Source organism: Enterococcus sp. 22-H-5-01 (assembly GCF_050310005.1).
Lineage (GTDB): Bacteria > Bacillota > Bacilli > Lactobacillales > Enterococcaceae > Enterococcus_A > Enterococcus_A hailinensis.
This window is the reverse complement of sequence record NZ_CP189994.1, coordinates 241,174-261,432: the sequence shown is the minus strand read 5'-3', so window position 1 is coordinate 261,432 and position 20,259 is coordinate 241,174. Positions and strand designations below refer to the sequence as shown.

The window sequence follows — 20,259 nt, the reverse complement described above, 5'->3', positions numbered from 1 at the left end:
ATTTTCTCCTTACTATTATGAATTTTTATTGATGGTTTGTACTAATTTGCGCGCACCTTGTGCTAAGATAAACGCTACGTCATCTTTTACTTCTGTTTCTAATTCAGGGTATTGAGTTAAATCCTCTCCCCAAAGTTCTTGATCGCTCAATACTGCATGCACATAATCATTTGATGCCTTCAATGTTTTAAATTTAGCAATCGTCTCTTCTCCGTCAACAGGTTGAACGGTGATTTCTTCATAGTTTCCGTAGATGACAAGCAATGCGGCCAAGGCTGCAACCATCCGACGAGGTACTTTATTCGTTTCATTAAGGCTTTGGATAACTCCCGGTAATAAACGGGTTTTATATTTTGAAATACTATTTAAAGCGATTGATTGCAATTCGTGGTGAACAAATGGATTTTCGAAGCGTTCTTTGATCGCTTCACAGTAAGAAGCCAGTTCATCTTTTGGTAGATCAATGATCGGTGAGATTTCTTTAGTCATTTCATCTTGAATAAATTGACCAAAATCTTCATCATTCATAACCGATCCCACAGTATCAATTCCAGCTAATAGACCTAATGGGGTCATTGTCGTGTGTGGTCCGTTTAACAATCTGACCTTTCTTTCACGATACGGCTGCATATCATCGGTAATGATTACATTCAATCCGGCTTCTTTAAATGGCAGAACTTCTGCTAATTTACTATTTCCTTCAATCACAAAAAGTAAGAAAGCTTCTGCTTTGACTAACATGTTGTCTTCGTAACCAATTCGCTCAAATACTTCTTCTTTATTCTCATGAGGAAATCCTGGAACGATTCGATCAACTAATGTGCCGTAAAAGTAGTTTTCTTTTTCAATCCATTCTTTAAATCCTGTGCCTAGTTCCCATAAGTCTGCATATTTTAAAATAATTTCTTTCAATTTCTTTCCATTATAGTTAATCAATTCACATGGGATGATATGAAAACCAGCCTCACCTAATTCGAATCTTCTATATAGTAACTGAGTCAATTTTCCAGGATATGATTTTGCTGGTGCAGCATCTTTTTTATCTGTTTCATCAAAAGTAATACCTGCTTCGGTTGTATTTGAAAAAATAACTTCAATCGTATCTTCTTCAGCAAGTTCTAAATATTCTGAAAATTTAGCATATGGATTAATCGTGTTATTGATTGATGTAATCACTTCATCACTTTGAATTTTCTTTCCATCTAACAATCCTTCTAATGTTACAGTATATAAATTATCTTGTGCCTCTAAATAATCGATCATTCCTTTTTCAATTGGTTGAACAATCGTTATTCCACCATTAAATAATTGCTGATTGTTCATCTGTTGAATTTGCCAATCAATAAACGCACGTAAGAAGTTCCCTTCGCCAAATTGAATAACTTTTGTCGGTAAATTTTTTTTGTCTAAGTTTAGTTCATTTATTTTTTTCATACTACTACTCCTAACATCTATCTTTGTTAACGTTAACAAGAACTTATAAAAAATATTATTATGAATTTTTTCCTTATTTTGTTAGCGTGAACATTTGTTAAAAAGAGCTTACCATCATTTTATTGTGAAATCAATAACTTTTTTCAAAAAATAAAAACTAGTGCAAATATTTTTATTTACACTAGTTTTCAAGCTAATAAACTTTATTTTACGGAATCACGAATTATTAATTCGCTATCGATATTATATTTGTATTTTTGAGGAGGTTTTTCTTCTAGTAAATCTAATAAAATTTCCATTGATTTTTGAGCCATTTCTCGATAAGGTTTATGAATCGTAGTCAATGCCGGACTCATATACTTTGCATAATTTGTGTCATCAAAACCAATAATGGCAAGATCTTCGGGAATCGAATACTGTAACTCTTTACAAGCTTTGATAGCGCCGATCGCCATGTCATCATTTCCACAAAAGATTACTTCCGGTAGTCTATCATTCTTCATAAGAATTTTTTTCATGGCTTCATACCCACTTGCAATCGTATACTTTCCTTCTTCAATAGCGGAATGAACAATATTGATTCCGGCTTGATCACAAGCTTCTACTAATTTATGATACCGTTTTTTAGCAGAAGAAAAACTAGAGAATCCTTTGATCGTTCCAACCGTCTTAATACCGCAATCAACTAAATAATCAACCATTTCCTGAATACCCATAGATTCATCTGTTGATACATTATAAATTTCCTTGTTTTCTATGTATCGATTCATAACTACGATAGGAAGATTCAATTGATGGAGATATTCAATAAATAAGTCATCCTTTTCGGATTGAGTAGCTATGATGACACCATCAAAACGACCGATCACTGCTTCAATAAGCGAATTTTTTTCTTCGTTGATATTCATCTTATCTATGCTGTTGACAGATAATAAATAATTATGCGGCAGCAATTGATAAATCTGATTGACTAAATCGCCTAGGAAAACTTCTGAAGTTCCCTCCATTGAACTAAAAAAAAAGCCCGATTGAAAAGTTTCGATTCATGACTAAACTTTTAGCATTATAATTAGGGATATAGTTCAATTTTTTCGCAGCTGCTAAAACTTTTTCTCTCGTATCTTTTTTTATACTACTGTTTGCTTGAAAAGCTCTTGAAACAGTCATATGAGAAACATTTGCTGCTTTTGCAACATCTTTACTGGTTACCATCTAGTTATCACTTCCTGTCGTTTATTCAAAATTAGTATTTCTTTATGTACTAAAGTCGTTTTTTTATACGAGTATAATTAATTTGTATAAAAAAATGAATTTCAGAGATAGTATATCATCATAAATAACTATATACTATTAATTTTACATAAATAATACCCCCGTGATCTTCTTATAAGAACACGAGGGTATCATACTTTCAATATTTAACGCAAGGCTGTATTGACTGATTTTAATCATTTCAACATAACTAATTTAGCAATTATTTGTTATTGTTAAACCAAAATCAATGATTATGATTTTGATCTGCCTAAAATAAGTGAAACAATCAAGACCAAAATGACTGCCCCAATGATCGAAGGAACTAAAGCCATACCTGCTAGTGATGGACCCCAAGTACCTAATAAAGCTTGACCTAGAGCTGAGCCCACTAAACCAGCAATGATATTAGCGATCCAGCCCATGCTGTTTCCTCTTCCAGTGATTGCTCCTGCAATTACACCAATAATAGCACCTACGATTAATGACCAAATTAAACCCATGATAATTCCTCCTCTATTTTAATTTTTTATTGTACACGAGGTTCACGATTTTCTTCTATTTTTGCTTGCGCTTTATTCGTGCCTCGGTTTACCGCATTTTTTGCCTTATCTGTTTGTTTTGAAGCGAATTGCCCCGTTGTTTTTGCAGCACTTGTGACTTTGTCCTGAACTGTTTCACTGTCATCTTCATATTCAGAACGTGATTTGATATCGACAACATTGACATTTACTTCAATTACTTCAAGATGTGTCATATGAGCAACTTCTTCTGTGATCACTTTCTTGATTTGATCATCAATAGCTGGGATATCGCGGCCATATTCAATGACAACATCCATATCCACTGCAACTTGTTTTTTTCCAACTTCTGTTTCAATCCCTGCTGTCACATTGTCGGCATTAACTAATTTTTCTGCAATATTAGAGAAAAATCCACCATCAACCGTTAATAATCCGTCGATTTGTTCTACGGCCTTGCCAACGATTTTTTGAATTACTTTATCATCATAAGTCAATTCACCGTTGATATTGTCCACATGATTATTTTTTGTTGGATCATTTAAATTTGGATTGGCAGCATGCTGCGCTCGTGTTTGTCCAGCAACTCCTGGAGTTGGATTTAAATTATTGTTCTCAAAATTGTTAGCCATTATAAATTCCTCCGTCTTGGTTAAAATATTTAAGTTTTTTTAATCATAAAAGATAGTTATTTATTTTTTTGTTGATCGAAAAATTCATTTAATAAGCCTGTTTGCTCAAGATAGAAACCTAGAGCAATCCCTAAACCAGTTAATATGATAATCAACAATGTTTTAAAGAAACCGATAGAAACAAACAAGATTGCTAAAATCAATCCTAATCCCCCAAAAATAATCGGGAGCTTATATTGTTCAAATATTTTTTTCATGGAACTCCCTCCTATTCTACGCGTGAGTGATCAGACACATGTTTATCTTGCTCATCATCATATTTAGCGAATGTAACATCTACTTTAACTTTTTCTTCGTTACCTAAAATGTCTTGTAATTCTCGTTGGATTTCTTCCATTATGGCTCCTGTTTTTCCAATAATCGAAGAAGTCCGAGTGAGTTGGCCTTTCACTTTTACCTTGATTTTATTCTTTGTCGCTCTCACTTTAACGCTTGGCGATGAGACAAAACCTTCACCGTTTAATTTTGAACGAACAAAACCTTCAATTGCCTTTTTATCTAACGTCAGTTGTCCTTTGTCTTCTTTAAGGACAAAAGTTTGTTTGGCTTTTGGATAGAAGATAAGGAATAAAATGAAAATTAACAAAATCGCAATAAGTACTAACGCCACCCAAAATAGATATTGTCGGAAATAATAGTTTGATAGCGAGCCTAGCAGAAACTCTGTACGCTTCATTCCAAAGGGCAGATTCAAATATGGAGAACTGATTGCAAGGACCATCAAGAATACCGATATCAATATCACTGATACAATAATCCCAACTGCTTTTAATCCACGATTCATGACGCACCTCCTTCAATATATTGCAACTGATTCGAAGTACTATGGTTATTAAAATGTTGTTTGTATACTGTTGAATCAGTTTAGTAATACTCAACAAAAGAAATAATAATAATTTCTTTTTAAAACCTCAGATAAGTTTTAAAGATTGATCGATTCTCCACCCGTCACACCATAAATTTGAGACGTCACATAGCTTGCATCATTTGATGCTAAGAAAACATACACTGGAGCTAATTCAACCGGTTGGCCAGCTCTTTCTAGTAAAGATTCTTGACCAAAATCTGGTAATTTATCTTTTGGTTGTCCCTGATCTAATTGAAGCGGTGTCCAAATTGGACCTGGTGCTACTCCATTGACACGGATACCTTTCTTCGCTAATTGTGCTGCTAAACTAACTGTGAAATTCGCAATCGATGCTTTAGTTGCTGCATAATCCATCAGATGATCACTAGGATTAAATGCCTGAACTGAAGTTGTCGTAATGATACTACTGCCTGCTGGTAAGTGGGCGATTGCTTCTTGAACAATTGCAAACATCGAAATAATATTTATTGTAAACGTATCTCTTACTTGTTGAATCGGTAAAGTTTCAATTGATTCTTGAGAAATTTGCTGTGCTGAGTTAAGCACCAATGTATCTAATCCATTCAATTCAGCGACCGCTTTTGCAACGATCTCTTTTGGAGCAGATTCATCTCTTAAGTCATAAGGAAGTAATACTGCTTTTCTGCCAGCTGCCTCTATTAACTCAGCAACTTCTTTTGCATCTTTTTCCTCACCTGGGAAATACTGAAAAGCGATATCTGCACCTTCACGAGCAAATGCAATTGCTGCAGCACGTCCAATTCCTGAATCTGCACCAGTAATTAACACTCTGCGGTTTTCTAATTTTTTACTCCCAACATAACTTTCTTCGCCACAATCGGGGCGTGGAGTCATGTCTGTTTGTACAGCGGGAGTTTCTTGATCTTGTTTCTCAAAACGATCATTATAAAATAACTTTCTAGGATCCTTTAAATCAGGTTCTGTCATTTACTTCTCCTCACTTTCTTTATTTATCTTAACGTACTTTAAATTTTTTTAAAACTGATATGCCTATTTGTCACAACAATCACAATATTTTTATTTGAAATTTGATAAAAATAGGCATTAAATTGGTTATAAGTTATAAATTGATCTTCTATTTAATAAAATAGTCTTTCGATTATCACTAACAATAAATAACTAATCATAGATTGATTTTTTTCTCTTTTACCTAAAAAAAATTGTCGCACCACACCATAGTAAGGGGTTTCATGCCAAGTTTCATTAATCCTCTTGAATAATGTTTTTATAAAGAACATTAACGGATACATTCACCATTGAAAGTCTTCCAAAAAATAATACCGATCCTCAATTTTCTAGTTATCTCATTTTGAAAAACTTTTTGAGAATGAATGAATATGATCAAGTATGAAATCGAAAAATTTTACCAATAAATTTGGAAATAAATAGGCATCAACAAGTCAGTACCATTCCTAGCTACTTTTTTATTATTTTATAAATAATTCATTTGCGATATTAATAATTTATTTTTAGCGATTTTTAATTCGAAATTCTCTGTGCCTAAAGATGATTGTTCAATAAAAAAAGATGATCAAAATAAGATCATCTTTCAGGATTATTCATTTGCTCTAAATTAAGTAAATATTGTTTACGGGCTAATCCACCGGCATAACCAGTCAACTTCCCATCCTGTCCAATTACTCTGTGACAAGGAACAATAATGGCAATTTTATTCATGCCATTCGCTCTGCCTACAGCTCTGACCTTATTTCGATCTCCTAAACGAATTGCCAATGCTTGATAGCTTCTTGTACTTCCCGAAGGAATCAATTCTAATTCACTCCACACTTTTCGTTGAAATTCAGAGCCATCATAAAATAATGGGATCGAAAATGTTGTACGTGTTCCCGCAAAATATTCATTCAGTTGCTGCTCAACTTTTTGACTGATCGCTGTTTGACCGTATATAATCCGAAAATTATATTTATTCCGTAGTTTTTCAATCTCTAACTCCAAACCTCGACGATCCTCAAATTCTAATAGGTACAGATAGTCTTCATCTGTTAAACACAACATACGGCCTATCGGTGTAGAAATAAATGAAGCCATCAGAGGTTTTGTATTCATTTTCTTAATCGGATTTCCCATAATTTTACTAAATGCATCATTAAACCCGCTGGCTGATTCATAACCAGTATTTAATTGTTGCTCGATTACTTTACTCCCTTTTTTTATTTCTTTAAAAGCAGCCCCCATTCGTCTTGCTCGTGCATATTGGACAAAAGTCATCTGATAAATTTCTTTGAATTTTCTCCTCGCACTAGCAGAATGTAATCCGATTGCTGAAAAATCTTTTTCTTTCCATCGTTTCTCAGGATGTTCTTCTACTGCATTAACTAATAATTGAACTTCTTCCGGAATCATTTTGGGAAAAGAAAGCGGCCGACATATTTTACATGGCCGATACCCTGCTAATAAGGCTTCTTGAGCTGTTTTATAGAATTCACAATGCTCAAACTTTGGCTTACGAGCTGTACATGATGCATGACAAAATATTCCAGTTGTCGTGATACCCGCAAAAAAGATTCCGTCATAGGCTCGATTCTTTGCTTTTAAAGCTTGATAATATTCTTGTTGCTGTTCAAAAGAATCAATCAATTAAAACGCCCCCTTTTATATTTTTAGTTTACTACGCTTTTAATTGTTGTTCTTTCGAAAACTGAACAACTAATTTTTTCTAGTTAAATAACTAACTAATAAAACCAAATGCCTTAATATTTAGTTTTAATTTTATATAAAATAACCAATGTTTGACATTTTAAAAGAGCTGTTTTATACTTTCATTTATAAAGGAGCTGGCATAAATGAATCAACAAGAAGCCAATCGGCGAATGGAAGAAGAAATTCAATTCTTTCCTTGGTTTATCCAAAACTATTTTCGAAAAAAAGGTGGAGATCAATATTCATCCATCACTCTTTATGAATATGCAAAAGAATACCGTCGCTTTTTGAACTGGTTGATTCAAGAAGGTTTCTCTTCTGCTGATAAACTTTCAGCAGTCACTTTAGCTGAATTCGCTAATTTATGGCCGGAAGATTTAGAATTCTATAAGGCACATTTAGTGAAAGCACCTAAAATTTTAAAAGAATCGACACAAAAACGTTTGGAAGAAAATGATCAGTCTTTACCCCTAAGACAAAATGCGACTGTTCAACGAGGGATCACTGCTTTACGTTCCCTTTTCAATTACTTAAATGATGCTGTTGATCGTAATACCGGAAAACCTTATCTTGAAAACAATATGATGGCAAAAGTTGCCAATGTCAAGGACAATAAAACGATGGCTGAACGCGGAGCTGCGATCGAAAAAAAATTATTTTTAGATGAAGAAGCTATCGACTTTCTTGATTATATCGAGCATCGCTATATCGATACTTTAGAGACAAGACAAGCGATCACGGCTTTCAAAAAAAATCAACTCCGCGATTTAGCAATCATCGCTCTCTTCTTAGGCACCGGGATGCGTCTTTCAGAATTAGTCAATATGAATGTTCAAGATTTAGATTTGGCTGCTGGCGAAGCACGCGTTTACCGTAAAGGCGGTAAATGGGATATGGTCGTTATCTCTTCGATTGCTATGGAATTTTTAACGAAGTATCTTGCTCAGCGGGAACAATTGTATCAACCCGTTGAAACAGAAACGGCACTCTTTCTAACTCGTTATCGCGGCAAAGCGAAACGTATCGCCAGTGGTGCCGTTGAAGCAATGGTCGGTAAATATTCCGAAAGCTTCAAAATAAAAATATCTCCCCATAAATTACGCCACTCAGTAGCTACTCAACTATACAGCAAAACAAATTCTTTAGTCCAAGTTGCTGAACAATTGGGGCAATCCGGCACATCTGCCACAACAGTCTACACTCATATCGCCGGTAAACAAAAACGCGATGCAATGAATGATCTATGGACTTGATTTGAAGACTTAAAAAAAGTGCGAACATTGACTGTTCGCACTTTTACTATATTTAGCTTCCTGCAATTTAATATCTATAAATATACCGTCAATTATCCAAAATAAATTTTAGATCATATGAATGATTGATCGAAAATACTCTAAAAAATACTTTTTCCGGAATCTTGCCATTTATTTGCTTCGATAAAGTTCCATTTTTTTCTTGAAAATTTTATCTGTTAAAGAACTTGCCGAAAAAGTAATTGCATTTGCTCCTGCATCTATAGTCTCTTGAATAGATGCATCAGTATGACCACCAGAGGCAATAATAGGAAAATTGGGATATTCTTTTTCTAACTCCTCCCTAATCCAATAAACTAATTTAGCTGTTTCTTTACCTCCAGCAACATTAAACGCATTTACTCCAAGTTGAATCAACTTTTTTAGATTCGCCTCATTATTTACCACTGTATAAAATACCGGGACATCTATTCCCTTACTCACAGCCATAATACTTTTGTGAGATGTTGGAGCGTTCAAAACTACACCGTTTGCCCCCATCTCCTCAGCAAATCTACCAATCGTAACTGATCGCAATCCTTTGGTAAGCCCTCCGCCTATCCCAGCTAAAAAAGGTACATTTGCTACACAGCTAATTGCCTGCAGAATTCTAGTATTTGGAGTCCAAGGATATACTGCCAAAATTGCATCAGCATCACAATTTGCAATTACTGCAACATCAGTAGTATAAATGATGCTCTTTATTGTTTGACCAAATAATTGTATTCCACTAGCATTTTGTATAACTTGTGGAGAAAACACCAAATCTTTTCTTAGTTTAGAAGTCAAATTAGGAACTTCTAGCTGTTCATTTTTCATTATAATAATTACAACCCTTTCTTTGAAACCCTATATTTATATTATAAAAATATTAGATTACAAAGAAATGATAATTATGTTAACCGTTTTGAAGTATTAATGTTTTTTTAGAGAGAAAGCGAACATTTCTAACGATGTATTTTAGCGATATCTCACGTTTCGTCTCTCATTTTCGTTATTAATTCATCAAAAAACGAAAGATTCAACAAATGATGGTTCTTTACATTTAGCATCATTAAACGGGAACCTTCAGGAATTACCTCGCTATTTTTTTTCAATGAATAATCGATTGCTTCTATTTTATTTTTAGTACTTTCTATTTGGGCTTTTAATGATTCTTGGAAAACTTCATGATCAAAGCTATCTAAAAACAAAGTAGTCATATAGATCGATAGAGTAATATCATCCGTTTTTGCAGAATATTTTTTCATTAAATCATTGAACTTTTCAACGCCTAATTCAGTCACTGAATAAATATTTCGCATAGGAGCATTAGCAGATATTTCTGTTCGTACTAATTTAATCTCTCCTTTTTTTTCTAGCTGCTGAATATTATAGTAAAGTGAGCCATTCGTAACATGAACTAAGTATTCGTAACTTCTTTCGGAAATAATAGTAATTAACTCATATGGACTTGCCTCCTTTACTTGTATAAGAAGACCTAAAATCAATAATTGTATCATTTAAACACCTCTAAATCATTTAAATAAATCAAGATTGTCCGAAACCCATTCTCTAAAAGTTAATGGCTCTTTGCCCGTAACTTTCAAAACTGTGTCAGTTAGAGTAAGATCATTATTCATGGAATAGTTCCAGTCATTAATTCTTAAATCAATATACTCTCTAGCCATAAATTTTTCCATATAATTTTCAAACTCATTGATACTCTGTTCTTGTAATCTAAGTTTAGGATTAGATTGTCGAATTATTTCAGAGAGCATTTCTTCTTGGCTCAATATATTAGACCCAGTTAAAGTCAAAATTTCACCGGTATATTTTGAAAAATTTACTAAAACATCCGTTACCACTTCTGCAATATCTTTTTCATGGATATTAGCATATGTTGCTTTTAACGCAGGCCATTTTATTACATCATTTGCATATTTAAATAAATTTGACCAGTATACGGCATTACGCATAAAAGATTCTGGGCGAATAAATACATAGTCAAAATTCATAGCTTTAACAAGGTTTTCAACAGCTAGATGATTTTGAGCATTATTATTCGTTTCAACATCTGCATGGTTAATCGAAGCAGATGAAAGAAAAACAATTTTTTTAATGCCATATTTTTTTGCTGCTTCTAAAATTGGTTTTGGATCACTTAAAAGTTCTAAAAATAAGATATCTGTTCCTTTAAGTTCAGTTTCCCAATTATCTAATTCAGATAAATTTCCAGTTACAATTTGCATATTAGAAAATTGTTTTTTGCTTAATTTTTCTGTTCTTCGTGTTAACGCTTTAAATGAAACATTCTTCTCTTCTAAAAATCTGATAACATTTGAACCTACTGCTCCTGTAGCACCTGTAATAAATAGCATATTAAGCACTCCTTTTATTTTAAATCTCACTAATCTAATTAGAATAGCAATCTACAAATACATACTATTCTAATTAGATTAGTTTGTCAAACCTTTTATACGTTCACTTAATATAACTCTATTTTTACTACCATCGAGTTCAAGAACAGGCCATAAGTTTTTGTGGATTAAAAAGAATTTTAACAATTCAAATTTTTTTAAATGTAGATAATATCAAAATTTCTTTTTAAAATTATTTTTCTAGATTTTATTCACAAAAAAGGACTGAGCTATAGCTCAGTCCTTTTTACTTTTGCTGATTTCTGAAATAAATTCCTCAATCATCAGATTAAAACTTTGATCATCATCCATGCGAGGATTTTGGAAATATCCGAGTTGATTTAATGTGATATATCCATGCAGCATGCTTCTAAACGACCTGCTTTTAACAATCATTTTTTCTTCAGAGAGATCAAAACTAGTAAGAATCTTAGTTAATATTTGATTGTTTTTTGCACCAACTTCATTCAATTTTGTATCTTGCATCAGTGGAATTGTATTTAATAACTCATAAACTGCAAAAAACTCTTTAGAAAATGCACGATAAGTTAAAGCATATTGAAAAAGTGCCTGCCCATTAGATTTACCAACTAATTCTTGCATTAATAATTCATTCAGCTCTTGATGTAAATAAATCGCTGTTTGAATTTTCAAATCATCCAAATTTTTAAAGTGATTATATAATGATGGGGTTTTAACCTCTAATTTTTCAGCAATTCTAGGGAAACTAACCTTATTGAGACCTATTTCTTGAGCTAGTTGAATATACAAACTAATAATTTTTTCTTTAGATAAATCGCGCTTTTGAGAAGAATTTCCAGTATCTTTCATTAATTTTGTCTCCTTATACTATCTAAAATCAGAATAACACAACCATAAGTTACTAATCAATAATTGACAAATTACTATCCGTAGTTTATATTTACGTTTATTAATTTAGAAAGAAGGATTTATAGTGTCGAAACTAAAAAATTGGCTTTTCGGCGGTGAATTGTGGCAACGAAACTTGAGAATATTATGGCTTGGAGCTTTTATGGCTGGAGTTGGAGCAAGTATTGTTTCGCCTTTCCTATCGCTATTTATTGATTCTTTAGGAAATTTTACTCATAAAGAATTGAGCTTTCAGAGCGGTATCATCTTTGCTAGTACGTATTTGATGACTGCTATCGTCTCACCCTTTTGGGGTAAACTAGCTGATCAAAAAGGACGAAAACCAATGTTGATAAGAGCTAGTTTAGGAATGGCGATTACTATTTTTCTAATGGCTTTCGTTACTTCTACTTGGCAATTACTCGTACTCCGCATGTTGTTAGGAGCTTTCTCAGGTTTTACTAGTAATTCCATTGCATTGATGGCGATTATTACTCCTAAAGAAAAATCTGGACAAGTTTTAGGTACTTTATCCACCGGGACAGTTGCAGGGACATTACTTGGACCAATACTAGGTGGTTTGATCGTTGCTCATACTAGTTATCGGGCTACCTTTGCAATCACAGGTAGTATCATGTTTTTGGTTTTTCTGCTCACTGTTTTCTTTGTAAAAGAAAAATTTTCACCAAAGAAAAGAGCCGATATTTTACCTACTCGGGATATGTTTAAAAAGATCATCTCTCCAAGTATCGTAATTGGCATGTTGCTCACTACCATGATTTTGCAATTAACCGATAAATCAATTAGTCCAATTCTTAGCCTTTACGTCAGAGAACTCGTAAAAAACCCTCAAATGGTTACTATTTTTAGTGGAGTCGTTGCTTCCGCACCTGGATTGGTTATGATATTTGTCGCACCACTATTTGGACGACTAGGTGATAAAATTGGACAATATAAAATACTTTTTATTGGAATCAGCGTTTCCTTAGTTATTTATTTATTATTAGGATTTACGACTAATATCTGGCAAGTAATCCTTTTACGGCTTTTTATCGGTGTAAGCGATGCTGCCTTGGCACCAAGTGTACAGATTATTCTTTCGCGTAATACACCTACTGAAGCTACAGGTCGTATCTTTAGTTACAACCAAACAATGCAATCAATCGGAGCCGTAATTGGACCCTTAGCGGGATCAGCAATCGCCGCTAGCTTTGATTACAGAATTGTCTTTTTCTTTGCTGTAATCTGTATTATTTTTAACTTGATCAATTATGGAACAAATTTTAAACATTTAAAAATTCAAAATTAGGATGGTCTCAATGAAAAAATTAGATTTATCAAAAACTGCATATGTAGCAATAGATATCCAAAAAGGTATCATGGATTCACACCAAATGTCGCCCTACACAAATGAAGAAATTTTATCTGCATCAAACAGACTAGCTAACTTATTTAAGAATACAGACTCCCTCATTGTTCTCGTAAATGTTGATGGAACAACTTTTTCTTATTTACATCCTTCAAGAATAGAACGATCAGAAGAAACGCCTATGCCTAAAATATATACAGAATTTTCAATGAATATTGCAAAAGATGAGTCCGCTAAAAATGTCATTCAAATCACTAAACATAATCCGGGTGCTTTTTTCGGGACAGATCTAGATCTTCAATTACGTCGAAGAGGAATCGATACGATTATTTTATCAGGAGTATCAACTAGTAATGGAGTGTATGCAACAGCCTTAGATGCTTTTCAATATGGGTATAAACTTTATATTGTAGAAGATGCTACTGCTGACAGAGATACTGAAATACACAATTTATTTTTTAAAAAGCTATATCCAAAACTAGGAACCGTTATTGAACTATCAGAAGTATTGGAGCTGAGAATTGATGATTAATAAAGATACTGCATTAATCGTAATTGATATTCAAGCAGGAGTAAAATTTATTGCTAAGCATTTTTATAAGGAATTATCTCAAAACGAATTGCTCAAAATCATCAAAAACAATCAACAGCTAGTTGATTCGTTCCAACAAAAAGGCTTACCAGTTTTTATCGTAACGGTCGCTCCACCTTTTTTCTCTAAGAGTTTAAAGAAAAACTTTACAAAAAGTCTCCTTTCATTTTCCAAGGAAGCTTTTCAAATAACAAAAGAAAGTCCAAGTGCTTTTAAGAAAACAAATTTAGAAAGTTTATTAAACGCAAATAATATTCACTCTTTGGTTATCACTGGAATATCAACCGATAATGGTGTCTTAAAAACCGAAAAAGCAGCTAGAAGATTAGGTTTTCAAACAGCGATTATTTCAGATGCAACAGGGGCAAAAAATAAAAATACTCATTTAAAAGCACTCAGCAATTTTGAATATGTACAAAAAGTGAATGAATATTTGGACTAATTATTGAATAAAAAAGGTGTAAATAGGATTTATCCATTTACACCTTTTTTATTTGTTAAAGTATTATTCATTTTTTGTATATCACTTATTTCAAAAGTCGTTCTATACGAAATTGCGATTGTACTTCTACTGTTCTTGGTTCTATACTCAGTGCTGTTAAAGAATTTATTTATGGAGGTAGCAATCATGACTACAAAAATTACTAAAGATATGTGTTTTAGTTCAGCATTTGATTATATTGATAACGGCATCGAGCATGGTGTCTTAAGTCCATTTGAAACAAAAGAAGTATTATTAAAAAAAGGCACAGTGATTGCTGAAGGCTTTAAACCACTATCTGGCGATATAAAAATGTTAAAAGATGTCCCAGTAAAATTAAGAGATGGCATAACAATCTATACAGATATTTATTTACCCGTAACAGAAGAAAAAGTGCCTGTATTGATTGCTTGGAGCCCCTACGGTAAAAGTGCAGGAACTGCTCCTCGCTACAAAAATTTATTCAATATGCTTGGTATGGGAAATCACTGGAACTCTGGTTTAACTAAATTTGAAGCGCCCGATCCTGATTACTGGTGTGCACATGGTTACGCTGTCTGCAATCCAGATATGCGCGGCATCGCATACAGCGAAGGCGATACAACAATGCTTGGTTCACAAGAAGCTGAAGATGGTTATGATTTGATCGAATGGTTAGCAGACCAAGCATGGTCAAATGGTAAAACAGCCTTGACCGGAACTTCTTATTTAGCGTTCTCACAATGGTATATCGCGGCTGAACAACCACCACATTTAACATGTATTAATCCAACTGAAGGTTTAGCAGATGGCTATCGTGATTTGGCCTATATCGGTGGTATCCCTGATAAAAATTTCATTGAACGGTTACAAGTCAATCACGTGAGCGCGACTGGTGCGAAACGAGAAGACTTGGTAAAAGAAATGACTGCTTATCCTCTAGCCGACACAGCGCTTTGGCAAGATAAAAAAGCTGATCCAAGCAAGATCACCGTTCCTGCATTTGTAATTGCTAGTTATTCGAATACCCTTCACACAATGGGAACTTTCCGTTCATGGCGTACGCTTGGCTCAAAAGAAAAATGGCTACGAATCCACGACCGTCAAGAATGGCCATACTATTATGAAGAAAAAAATATTGAAGAGTTACGTCGCTTCTTTGATTATTATTTACTTGAAAAAGAAAACGATTGGTTAGAAACACCATCTGTTCGTTATTCAGTCCTTGATTTTCAAGGTGGAAACCAAACGGATCTTCCAGCAGAAAGCTTCCCACCGGCTGCTAGTGAAAACAAACGCTACTATATGAATGGCCAATTCCGTACCTTACAAGAAAGTGCTTCTACAGTAGATGTACCTGTCACTTATAGTGCTGCAGCACTACCTGGTCGGACTTCATTCCAACTAACTTTTGATAAAGCAACAACCTTTGTTGGCTATCCAAAAGCTAAATTATTCATGGAAGTCAATGACCATGATGACATGGACGTTTTCGTCTGGGTTCAAAAATTAGATAAATTTGGGAATGTTTTAAGTGAATTCGTTGTTCCAAATCATGGAGCTGCTTTACAAGACTTCACTCAAGAAGGTGCTTCTGCCTTACGCTACAAAGGTGCTTGGGGACGTTTACGTGCATCAATGCGTAAATTAGATGAACAAGTTTCAACGGATGAAATCCCCGCATACAGTTTTGATCAAGTTAACAAACTTAAGGATGGCGAAATTGTTGAATTGGATATTGTATTGAGTCCAATGGGATTAAACTATCAAGCGGGTGAAACATTACGTGTAGTTATTAGTACAAAAGATGAACTTGGTTCTGTTATGCCAGGAACACCAGGATGCACACCAGACAATAAAGGCACACATACACTGCATACTGGTGGCGAATATGCTTCTTATCTTCAATTACCAGTCTTAGCTGACGAAAAATAGACTTTAAAAACTTGTAAATAAAGGTTGATACTTTTATACTGATACCACCACAATGATTTATTGGAACGAAGTCAGTATGAAATTATCAACCTTAACTTATTTTAGAGAAGTTGCGACAGAAGGTAGTTTTACGAAAGCCGCTCAAAAAATATATATCTCCCAACCTACGTTAAGTAGACGAATTCAGGAATTGGAAAAAGAAGTTGGTACCAAATTGTTCATTCGCCGTACCCATTCTTTGGAATTGACCGCTGCTGGAGAACAATTTTTAATCAAAGCCAACGATATCCTTAATCAAGTAGATCAATTAACCCATATGTTTGATGAGCAGCTGGAGCCAAACGAACCCACACGATTGATAAAAATTGGCTATCTCTCTAATTTCAATTTAAAGAAAATGTATCAAGTAATGGCGCAATTTAAAGAAAGACATCCTAATATAAAATTCTTGTTAAAACAAGATAACCCCATGAATTTAGTGGATGGCCTTGCTGCCGAGGAATATGATTTTGTTTTTGATTTAGCCACGTATTTCCAACAAACGGCTGCTTATGAAACAACTACTTTTCAAAACAATTATTTGCAAGTGGCTATGCCGCTTAATCACCCGTTAAGCGACCAAAAGCAACTTTCCTTTTCAGATATGAGTCAAGAAACCTTTATCTTATTAGAACGTCAACACTCTCCGATCATTGTTGATTATGTAGTCAGTCAATTTATCAAGCATGGTTTCAATGTCAAAGCCACTACTTATGTTAAAAATTTAGATGAAGGTTTAGCTAATGTTTCACTAGGTGAAGGTTTAGCATTTTTATATTCTGGTATGGATGACGGAACATTAGAAGAAAAATATGCGATAAAAATCGTTGACTTAGAATCAGATGATTCCAATCAAAATATCATCGCTGCCTTTAACCATAAAAATACCGATCCGATTATTCGAGAATTTTTTGAAATTACAAAAGAACCTTGATCTTTCAACGGATCAAGGTTCTTTATTTAATCTTTGATTGTTTCTAACCAATCGATCAAATCAGCGGCTACTTGCTGGTTTTGATTATTGATTTCTGATTTTCCATCGCCTTTTTGCCTCCCATAATCACCAAATCCAGCATGGTTTCCGCCAGCAATTTTTTTATACTCCGTATCTTTAGGTAAATAGTTTTTTGCCTCTTGGTAGGACGTTTGATTTAAGACATGATCATTAGAGCTAGTGATAGAAAGAACTGGAATGTCTAGTTTTTCTAAACTTCCTTTTTCATCAGGATAACTAGCTAAAAAGAAAACCCCTTTTAAATTTTTACTGTGTTCCTCGGCAAAACGACTCGCCATTACACCGCCCAGTGAGTGTCCTCCAATGATATATGATCGATTCAGATCTTTTGCTAATACCTTTTTGGCACTATTTGGTGACAATACAGCTAAATCTAGCGGCATCTTCATGATATACACAGAATATCCCGCTTCAGCAACCGCTTCTGCCCAAATACTATAACTTGTTGGGTCTACTAATGCACCTGGATAAAAAATAATAGCAGGATTTTTTTGATTTTTTGCCGGAAAGTACAACCAATCATTCGTTACATTCGCTTGTTCAGCAGAACTTTGTGCTTGTTCACTGGCAGAATATGTCTGGGTACGCAAATAAAAGATACTTCCTAAAAGAATTACTACAATACCCACTAAAATCCCTAAAAGAATTTTTTTCCATCTTTTCATTTATTGACTCCTCTCTTACCTTATTCAACTGAATAAAATTTCCAACTATTTCAGCTTTATCTATCATACATGATAAAAAGTATTTTTATAACTAAATTATCTGCATAAAAAAAGCGTGCTTGGTTAACAAGTACGCTTTTTTACAATTTACTTAAATGAGGCGAATACAGCATCAATTTTTTCATATTCCGTTTCACTTAAAGAAATTTCTGTTGCTTTGACTAGTCCTCCACTTGCTCAGCATTTCGAGCACCTGGAATCACCGTAGCAATATCAGGATTTTTCATATACCAAGCTAAAATAATTTGTAAGACTGTTGCTTCATAAGCTTCAGCAATCTCTTTTACAATAACTAAACATTGAATGATCTCTGTAAATTGCTCTTTAGAATATTTATCAAATTTTTCGTAATCTGCTTCAGAATATTTTCCCGTCAATAAGCCAGACGCCAAAGGAAAATACGGCACGAAAGCAATATTATTCTCACGTAAATATTCAAACAGCTGGTTTTCAGCTTCACGATGGATCAAATTATAATGTTCTTCTACGATATCTACTAATCCATCACGATTGGTCTCTTTTAATTGCTCAAAACTAAAATTAGAAACGCCCACTGCACGAATCTTTCCAGCTTTTTTCAATTTATCTAGCGCGGCTACAGCCTCTGCTTTATCTGTTTTTTCATCTGGAAAATGAATATAAAAAATATCGATATAATCTGTTTGAAGGCGCGCTAACGCTTCATCTACGGCTTTGATCAAAAAAGCCGGATCATTCGTTACTTTTAAATCATTAGCTGGGTCTTGTGCCGCTTTGGTTGCAATAATAACCTTGCTTCGATCGTATTCCTTCAAGACTTCCCCAATAATTTCTTCTGAGCGACCTAATCCATATACATAAGCTGTATCCAACAAAGTAATTCCTGAATCAAGTGCTGCTCTTACTTGATCATACCCATTTTTTTCGTCTAAGTTATCAAATAGATTATGCCCACCAACCTTATTGGTACCCAATCCTAATTTACTGACAACAACTTCAGAGTAGCCAATTTTACTAGTCTTCATCGCTTATCCCTCCACATATAGTTAATGTATTCAATAAATTAACCACATAAAGAAAAATAAATCAAAACATCGACACTTTGACTTAGGTTTAATGCTAAATCTAGTTAAATAATTATTTTACTTCGATTCGAATCAAAATACCATTGGGATCATTTAGAGAAAGACTTTGATTGGTTTCTGCATCAAAATTTGTAGCGGTTGCTTTCAATTGTTCTTTTAACTGGTCAAAAGCTGTTTGATTAGGAACAACAAAGGTATAATACGCCAAACCTAAATCATTTTCTTCCATTGCGGGAATATTATTTCCCATCCAAATGTTCGAACCAATATGATGATGGTAGTCGCCGGCAGCAAAAAATTTAGCTTGAGCGCCAAAATCAGAAGTGCGAGTCAGACCTAAGATATTAGTATAAAAATCATCGGTCTTTAACAAATCCGAAACTTTTAAATGGACATGACCCACTGTTGTTCCCTCAGGAAATGATGCCGACTTACGATCAGCTGTAGCAAGTACCCCTTCTGCATCCATCTCGATAGTAATCCCTATAATATCGCCATTCGAACGAATATCCCATTCACTTCTTGGTTTATCATGATAAACTTCAATTCCGTTACCTTCAGGATCTGTTAAATAAAGGGCTTCACTATAACCATGATCACTAGCGCCTTGTAGTGGTGCTTGTGTTTCTAAATAATGATACAAAATATTTCCTAAATCTTTACGTGATGGTAATAAAAATGCGACATGAAAAAGACCCGTTTTTCTAGCTAACGGCATAGGGTTATCAACTTTTTGCAGTTCTAACAATGTCTGATCAGCTACTCCTAAACTGGCTGTATTTCCATTTTCCCCTAGAACAGTCAAGCCAATGATTTCAGAATAAAATGCGGTCACTTTCTCAATATTTGCTACTTTAAGGACTACTTTTCCAATTGTAGTTTTTGAATCGATTTTAAAATTTGCTGTAGTTGCTTCCATCATAACTCCTTCTTTCTAAAAAAATAGTCTATGTACTACTTCTAGTATAACGCTAACTAATAGTAAGTAAAATTAAATGCTTCGCTCTTTATTTTATAGTTGAATTGATCCCTAGCATTAATTACTTTACAT

Annotated in this window: 21 protein-coding genes and 1 pseudogene; 6 read left to right on the top strand and 16 right to left on the bottom strand. The window is 34.0% G+C overall.

Annotation, left to right across the window (positions count from 1 at the left end):
- Positions 1 to 15 precede the first annotated feature (15 nt).
- The 9 genes from ACQKTA_RS12270 to ACQKTA_RS12230 form a co-directional block, all read right to left on the bottom strand.
- Positions 16 to 1,434 carry a tagaturonate reductase gene (locus ACQKTA_RS12270; RefSeq protein ID WP_427814586.1) on the bottom strand — a complete coding sequence of 473 codons (1,419 nt, stop codon included), beginning with the start codon at positions 1,432 to 1,434 and terminating at the stop codon, positions 16 to 18.
- 203 nt (positions 1,435 to 1,637) lie between these two features.
- The gene (locus tag ACQKTA_RS12265) at positions 1,638 to 2,441 is read right to left on the bottom strand and encodes a LacI family DNA-binding transcriptional regulator (RefSeq protein ID WP_427814585.1); all 804 of its coding nucleotides are present in this window, start codon (positions 2,439 to 2,441) and stop codon (positions 1,638 to 1,640) included.
- Positions 2,442 to 2,445: 4 nt separating this feature from the next.
- Positions 2,446 to 2,646, bottom strand: a complete 201-nt coding sequence (locus tag ACQKTA_RS12260; protein ID WP_427814584.1) for a LacI family DNA-binding transcriptional regulator — start codon at positions 2,644 to 2,646, stop codon at positions 2,446 to 2,448.
- Between the two features lie 293 nt (positions 2,647 to 2,939).
- Positions 2,940 to 3,188: a GlsB/YeaQ/YmgE family stress response membrane protein gene (locus ACQKTA_RS12255; RefSeq protein WP_427814583.1), complete on the bottom strand. Its 249-nt coding sequence runs from the start codon at positions 3,186 to 3,188 to the stop codon at positions 2,940 to 2,942.
- A 26-nt stretch (positions 3,189 to 3,214) separates the two neighbouring features.
- Complete coding sequence (locus tag ACQKTA_RS12250; RefSeq protein WP_427814582.1) at positions 3,215 to 3,838, bottom strand: Asp23/Gls24 family envelope stress response protein; 624 nt, start codon at positions 3,836 to 3,838, stop codon at positions 3,215 to 3,217.
- Between the two features lie 56 nt (positions 3,839 to 3,894).
- Positions 3,895 to 4,095, bottom strand: a complete 201-nt coding sequence (locus tag ACQKTA_RS12245) for a DUF2273 domain-containing protein (protein ID WP_427814580.1) — start codon at positions 4,093 to 4,095, stop codon at positions 3,895 to 3,897.
- A gap of 11 nt (positions 4,096 to 4,106) precedes the next feature.
- Positions 4,107 to 4,682, bottom strand: coding sequence for an alkaline shock response membrane anchor protein AmaP (gene amaP / locus ACQKTA_RS12240; RefSeq protein WP_427814579.1), 576 nt, complete (start codon positions 4,680 to 4,682; stop codon positions 4,107 to 4,109).
- A gap of 138 nt (positions 4,683 to 4,820) precedes the next feature.
- Positions 4,821 to 5,714 (bottom strand): SDR family oxidoreductase, encoded by an 894-nt coding sequence (locus ACQKTA_RS12235; RefSeq protein ID WP_427814578.1) that lies wholly within the window; start codon positions 5,712 to 5,714, stop codon positions 4,821 to 4,823.
- 615 nt (positions 5,715 to 6,329) lie between these two features.
- Complete coding sequence (locus tag ACQKTA_RS12230; RefSeq protein WP_427814577.1) at positions 6,330 to 7,385, bottom strand: bifunctional transcriptional activator/DNA repair enzyme AdaA; 1,056 nt, start codon at positions 7,383 to 7,385, stop codon at positions 6,330 to 6,332.
- 206 nt (positions 7,386 to 7,591) lie between these two features.
- Between ACQKTA_RS12230 and xerS the strand changes: the two genes are divergently transcribed.
- Complete coding sequence (gene xerS, locus ACQKTA_RS12225) at positions 7,592 to 8,701, top strand: tyrosine recombinase XerS (RefSeq protein ID WP_427814576.1); 1,110 nt, start codon at positions 7,592 to 7,594, stop codon at positions 8,699 to 8,701.
- A gap of 171 nt (positions 8,702 to 8,872) precedes the next feature.
- On the opposite strand, the gene ACQKTA_RS12220 is transcribed toward xerS, so the two are convergent.
- The 4 genes from ACQKTA_RS12220 to ACQKTA_RS12205 all read right to left on the bottom strand — a co-directional run bounded on the left by ACQKTA_RS12220 (position 8,873) and on the right by ACQKTA_RS12205 (position 11,970).
- Positions 8,873 to 9,559, bottom strand: a complete 687-nt coding sequence (locus ACQKTA_RS12220) for a hydrolase (RefSeq protein WP_427814575.1) — start codon at positions 9,557 to 9,559, stop codon at positions 8,873 to 8,875.
- 152 nt (positions 9,560 to 9,711) lie between these two features.
- On the bottom strand, positions 9,712 to 10,242 hold the full coding sequence (locus ACQKTA_RS12215) for a PadR family transcriptional regulator (protein ID WP_427814574.1): 531 nt from the start codon (positions 10,240 to 10,242) through the stop codon (positions 9,712 to 9,714).
- Between the two features lie 15 nt (positions 10,243 to 10,257).
- The gene (locus ACQKTA_RS12210) at positions 10,258 to 11,100 is read right to left on the bottom strand and encodes an NAD(P)H-binding protein (RefSeq protein ID WP_427814573.1); all 843 of its coding nucleotides are present in this window, start codon (positions 11,098 to 11,100) and stop codon (positions 10,258 to 10,260) included.
- A gap of 276 nt (positions 11,101 to 11,376) precedes the next feature.
- On the bottom strand, positions 11,377 to 11,970 hold the full coding sequence (locus ACQKTA_RS12205; protein ID WP_427814572.1) for a TetR/AcrR family transcriptional regulator: 594 nt from the start codon (positions 11,968 to 11,970) through the stop codon (positions 11,377 to 11,379).
- A gap of 121 nt (positions 11,971 to 12,091) precedes the next feature.
- Here ACQKTA_RS12205 and ACQKTA_RS12200 point away from each other — a divergent pair, with 121 nt between their 5' ends.
- From ACQKTA_RS12200 to ACQKTA_RS12180, 5 genes are all read left to right on the top strand, one after another.
- The gene (locus tag ACQKTA_RS12200) at positions 12,092 to 13,318 is read left to right on the top strand and encodes an MFS transporter (RefSeq protein ID WP_427814928.1); all 1,227 of its coding nucleotides are present in this window, start codon (positions 12,092 to 12,094) and stop codon (positions 13,316 to 13,318) included.
- Position 13,319: 1 nt separating this feature from the next.
- Positions 13,320 to 13,910, top strand: coding sequence for an isochorismatase family protein (locus tag ACQKTA_RS12195; RefSeq protein ID WP_427814571.1), 591 nt, complete (start codon positions 13,320 to 13,322; stop codon positions 13,908 to 13,910).
- The gene (locus tag ACQKTA_RS12190; protein ID WP_427814570.1) at positions 13,903 to 14,412 is read left to right on the top strand and encodes an isochorismatase family cysteine hydrolase; all 510 of its coding nucleotides are present in this window, start codon (positions 13,903 to 13,905) and stop codon (positions 14,410 to 14,412) included. Before ACQKTA_RS12195 ends, ACQKTA_RS12190 begins: the two co-directional genes overlap by 8 nt.
- Positions 14,413 to 14,598: 186 nt before the next feature.
- Positions 14,599 to 16,365 carry a CocE/NonD family hydrolase gene (locus tag ACQKTA_RS12185; RefSeq protein ID WP_427814569.1) on the top strand — a complete coding sequence of 589 codons (1,767 nt, stop codon included), beginning with the start codon at positions 14,599 to 14,601 and terminating at the stop codon, positions 16,363 to 16,365.
- Between the two features lie 76 nt (positions 16,366 to 16,441).
- Positions 16,442 to 17,338, top strand: coding sequence for a LysR substrate-binding domain-containing protein (locus ACQKTA_RS12180; protein ID WP_427814927.1), 897 nt, complete (start codon positions 16,442 to 16,444; stop codon positions 17,336 to 17,338).
- Positions 17,339 to 17,364: 26 nt separating this feature from the next.
- Here ACQKTA_RS12180 and ACQKTA_RS12175 read toward each other — a convergent pair whose 3' ends face one another.
- From ACQKTA_RS12175 to ACQKTA_RS12165, 3 genes and pseudogenes are all read right to left on the bottom strand, one after another.
- Positions 17,365 to 18,084, bottom strand: coding sequence for an alpha/beta hydrolase (locus ACQKTA_RS12175; protein WP_427814568.1), 720 nt, complete (start codon positions 18,082 to 18,084; stop codon positions 17,365 to 17,367).
- Between the two features lie 147 nt (positions 18,085 to 18,231).
- Positions 18,232 to 19,148, bottom strand: a pseudogene (locus tag ACQKTA_RS12170) (aldo/keto reductase).
- 112 nt (positions 19,149 to 19,260) lie between these two features.
- Positions 19,261 to 20,127 carry a VOC family protein gene (locus tag ACQKTA_RS12165; protein ID WP_427814567.1) on the bottom strand — a complete coding sequence of 289 codons (867 nt, stop codon included), beginning with the start codon at positions 20,125 to 20,127 and terminating at the stop codon, positions 19,261 to 19,263.
- Positions 20,128 to 20,259 lie beyond the last annotated feature (132 nt).

What these genes read in the sequence shown, in the direction of transcription:
- ACQKTA_RS12270 (WP_427814586.1), bottom strand. Translation starts at nt 1,434, where the DNA reads ATGAAAAAAATAAATGAACTAAACTTAGACAAAAAAAATTTACCGACA.
- ACQKTA_RS12265 (WP_427814585.1), bottom strand. Translation starts at nt 2,441, where the DNA reads ATGGAGGGAACTTCAGAAGTTTTCCTAGGCGATTTAGTCAATCAGATT.
- ACQKTA_RS12260 (WP_427814584.1), bottom strand. Translation starts at nt 2,646, where the DNA reads ATGGTAACCAGTAAAGATGTTGCAAAAGCAGCAAATGTTTCTCATATG.
- ACQKTA_RS12255 (WP_427814583.1), bottom strand. Translation starts at nt 3,188, where the DNA reads ATGGGTTTAATTTGGTCATTAATCGTAGGTGCTATTATTGGTGTAATT.
- ACQKTA_RS12250 (WP_427814582.1), bottom strand. Translation starts at nt 3,838, where the DNA reads ATGGCTAACAATTTTGAGAACAATAATTTAAATCCAACTCCAGGAGTT.
- ACQKTA_RS12245 (WP_427814580.1), bottom strand. Translation starts at nt 4,095, where the DNA reads ATGAAAAAAATATTTGAACAATATAAGCTCCCGATTATTTTTGGGGGA.
- amaP (WP_427814579.1), bottom strand. Translation starts at nt 4,682, where the DNA reads ATGAATCGTGGATTAAAAGCAGTTGGGATTATTGTATCAGTGATATTG.
- ACQKTA_RS12235 (WP_427814578.1), bottom strand. Translation starts at nt 5,714, where the DNA reads ATGACAGAACCTGATTTAAAGGATCCTAGAAAGTTATTTTATAATGAT.
- xerS (WP_427814576.1), top strand. Translation starts at nt 7,592, where the DNA reads ATGAATCAACAAGAAGCCAATCGGCGAATGGAAGAAGAAATTCAATTC.
- ACQKTA_RS12220 (WP_427814575.1), bottom strand. Translation starts at nt 9,559, where the DNA reads ATGAAAAATGAACAGCTAGAAGTTCCTAATTTGACTTCTAAACTAAGA.
- ACQKTA_RS12215 (WP_427814574.1), bottom strand. Translation starts at nt 10,242, where the DNA reads ATGATACAATTATTGATTTTAGGTCTTCTTATACAAGTAAAGGAGGCA.
- ACQKTA_RS12210 (WP_427814573.1), bottom strand. Translation starts at nt 11,100, where the DNA reads ATGCTATTTATTACAGGTGCTACAGGAGCAGTAGGTTCAAATGTTATC.
- ACQKTA_RS12205 (WP_427814572.1), bottom strand. Translation starts at nt 11,970, where the DNA reads ATGAAAGATACTGGAAATTCTTCTCAAAAGCGCGATTTATCTAAAGAA.
- ACQKTA_RS12195 (WP_427814571.1), top strand. Translation starts at nt 13,320, where the DNA reads ATGGTCTCAATGAAAAAATTAGATTTATCAAAAACTGCATATGTAGCA.
- ACQKTA_RS12190 (WP_427814570.1), top strand. Translation starts at nt 13,903, where the DNA reads ATGATTAATAAAGATACTGCATTAATCGTAATTGATATTCAAGCAGGA.
- ACQKTA_RS12185 (WP_427814569.1), top strand. Translation starts at nt 14,599, where the DNA reads ATGACTACAAAAATTACTAAAGATATGTGTTTTAGTTCAGCATTTGAT.
- ACQKTA_RS12180 (WP_427814927.1), top strand. Translation starts at nt 16,442, where the DNA reads ATGAAATTATCAACCTTAACTTATTTTAGAGAAGTTGCGACAGAAGGT.
- ACQKTA_RS12175 (WP_427814568.1), bottom strand. Translation starts at nt 18,084, where the DNA reads ATGAAAAGATGGAAAAAAATTCTTTTAGGGATTTTAGTGGGTATTGTA.
- ACQKTA_RS12165 (WP_427814567.1), bottom strand. Translation starts at nt 20,127, where the DNA reads ATGGAAGCAACTACAGCAAATTTTAAAATCGATTCAAAAACTACAATT.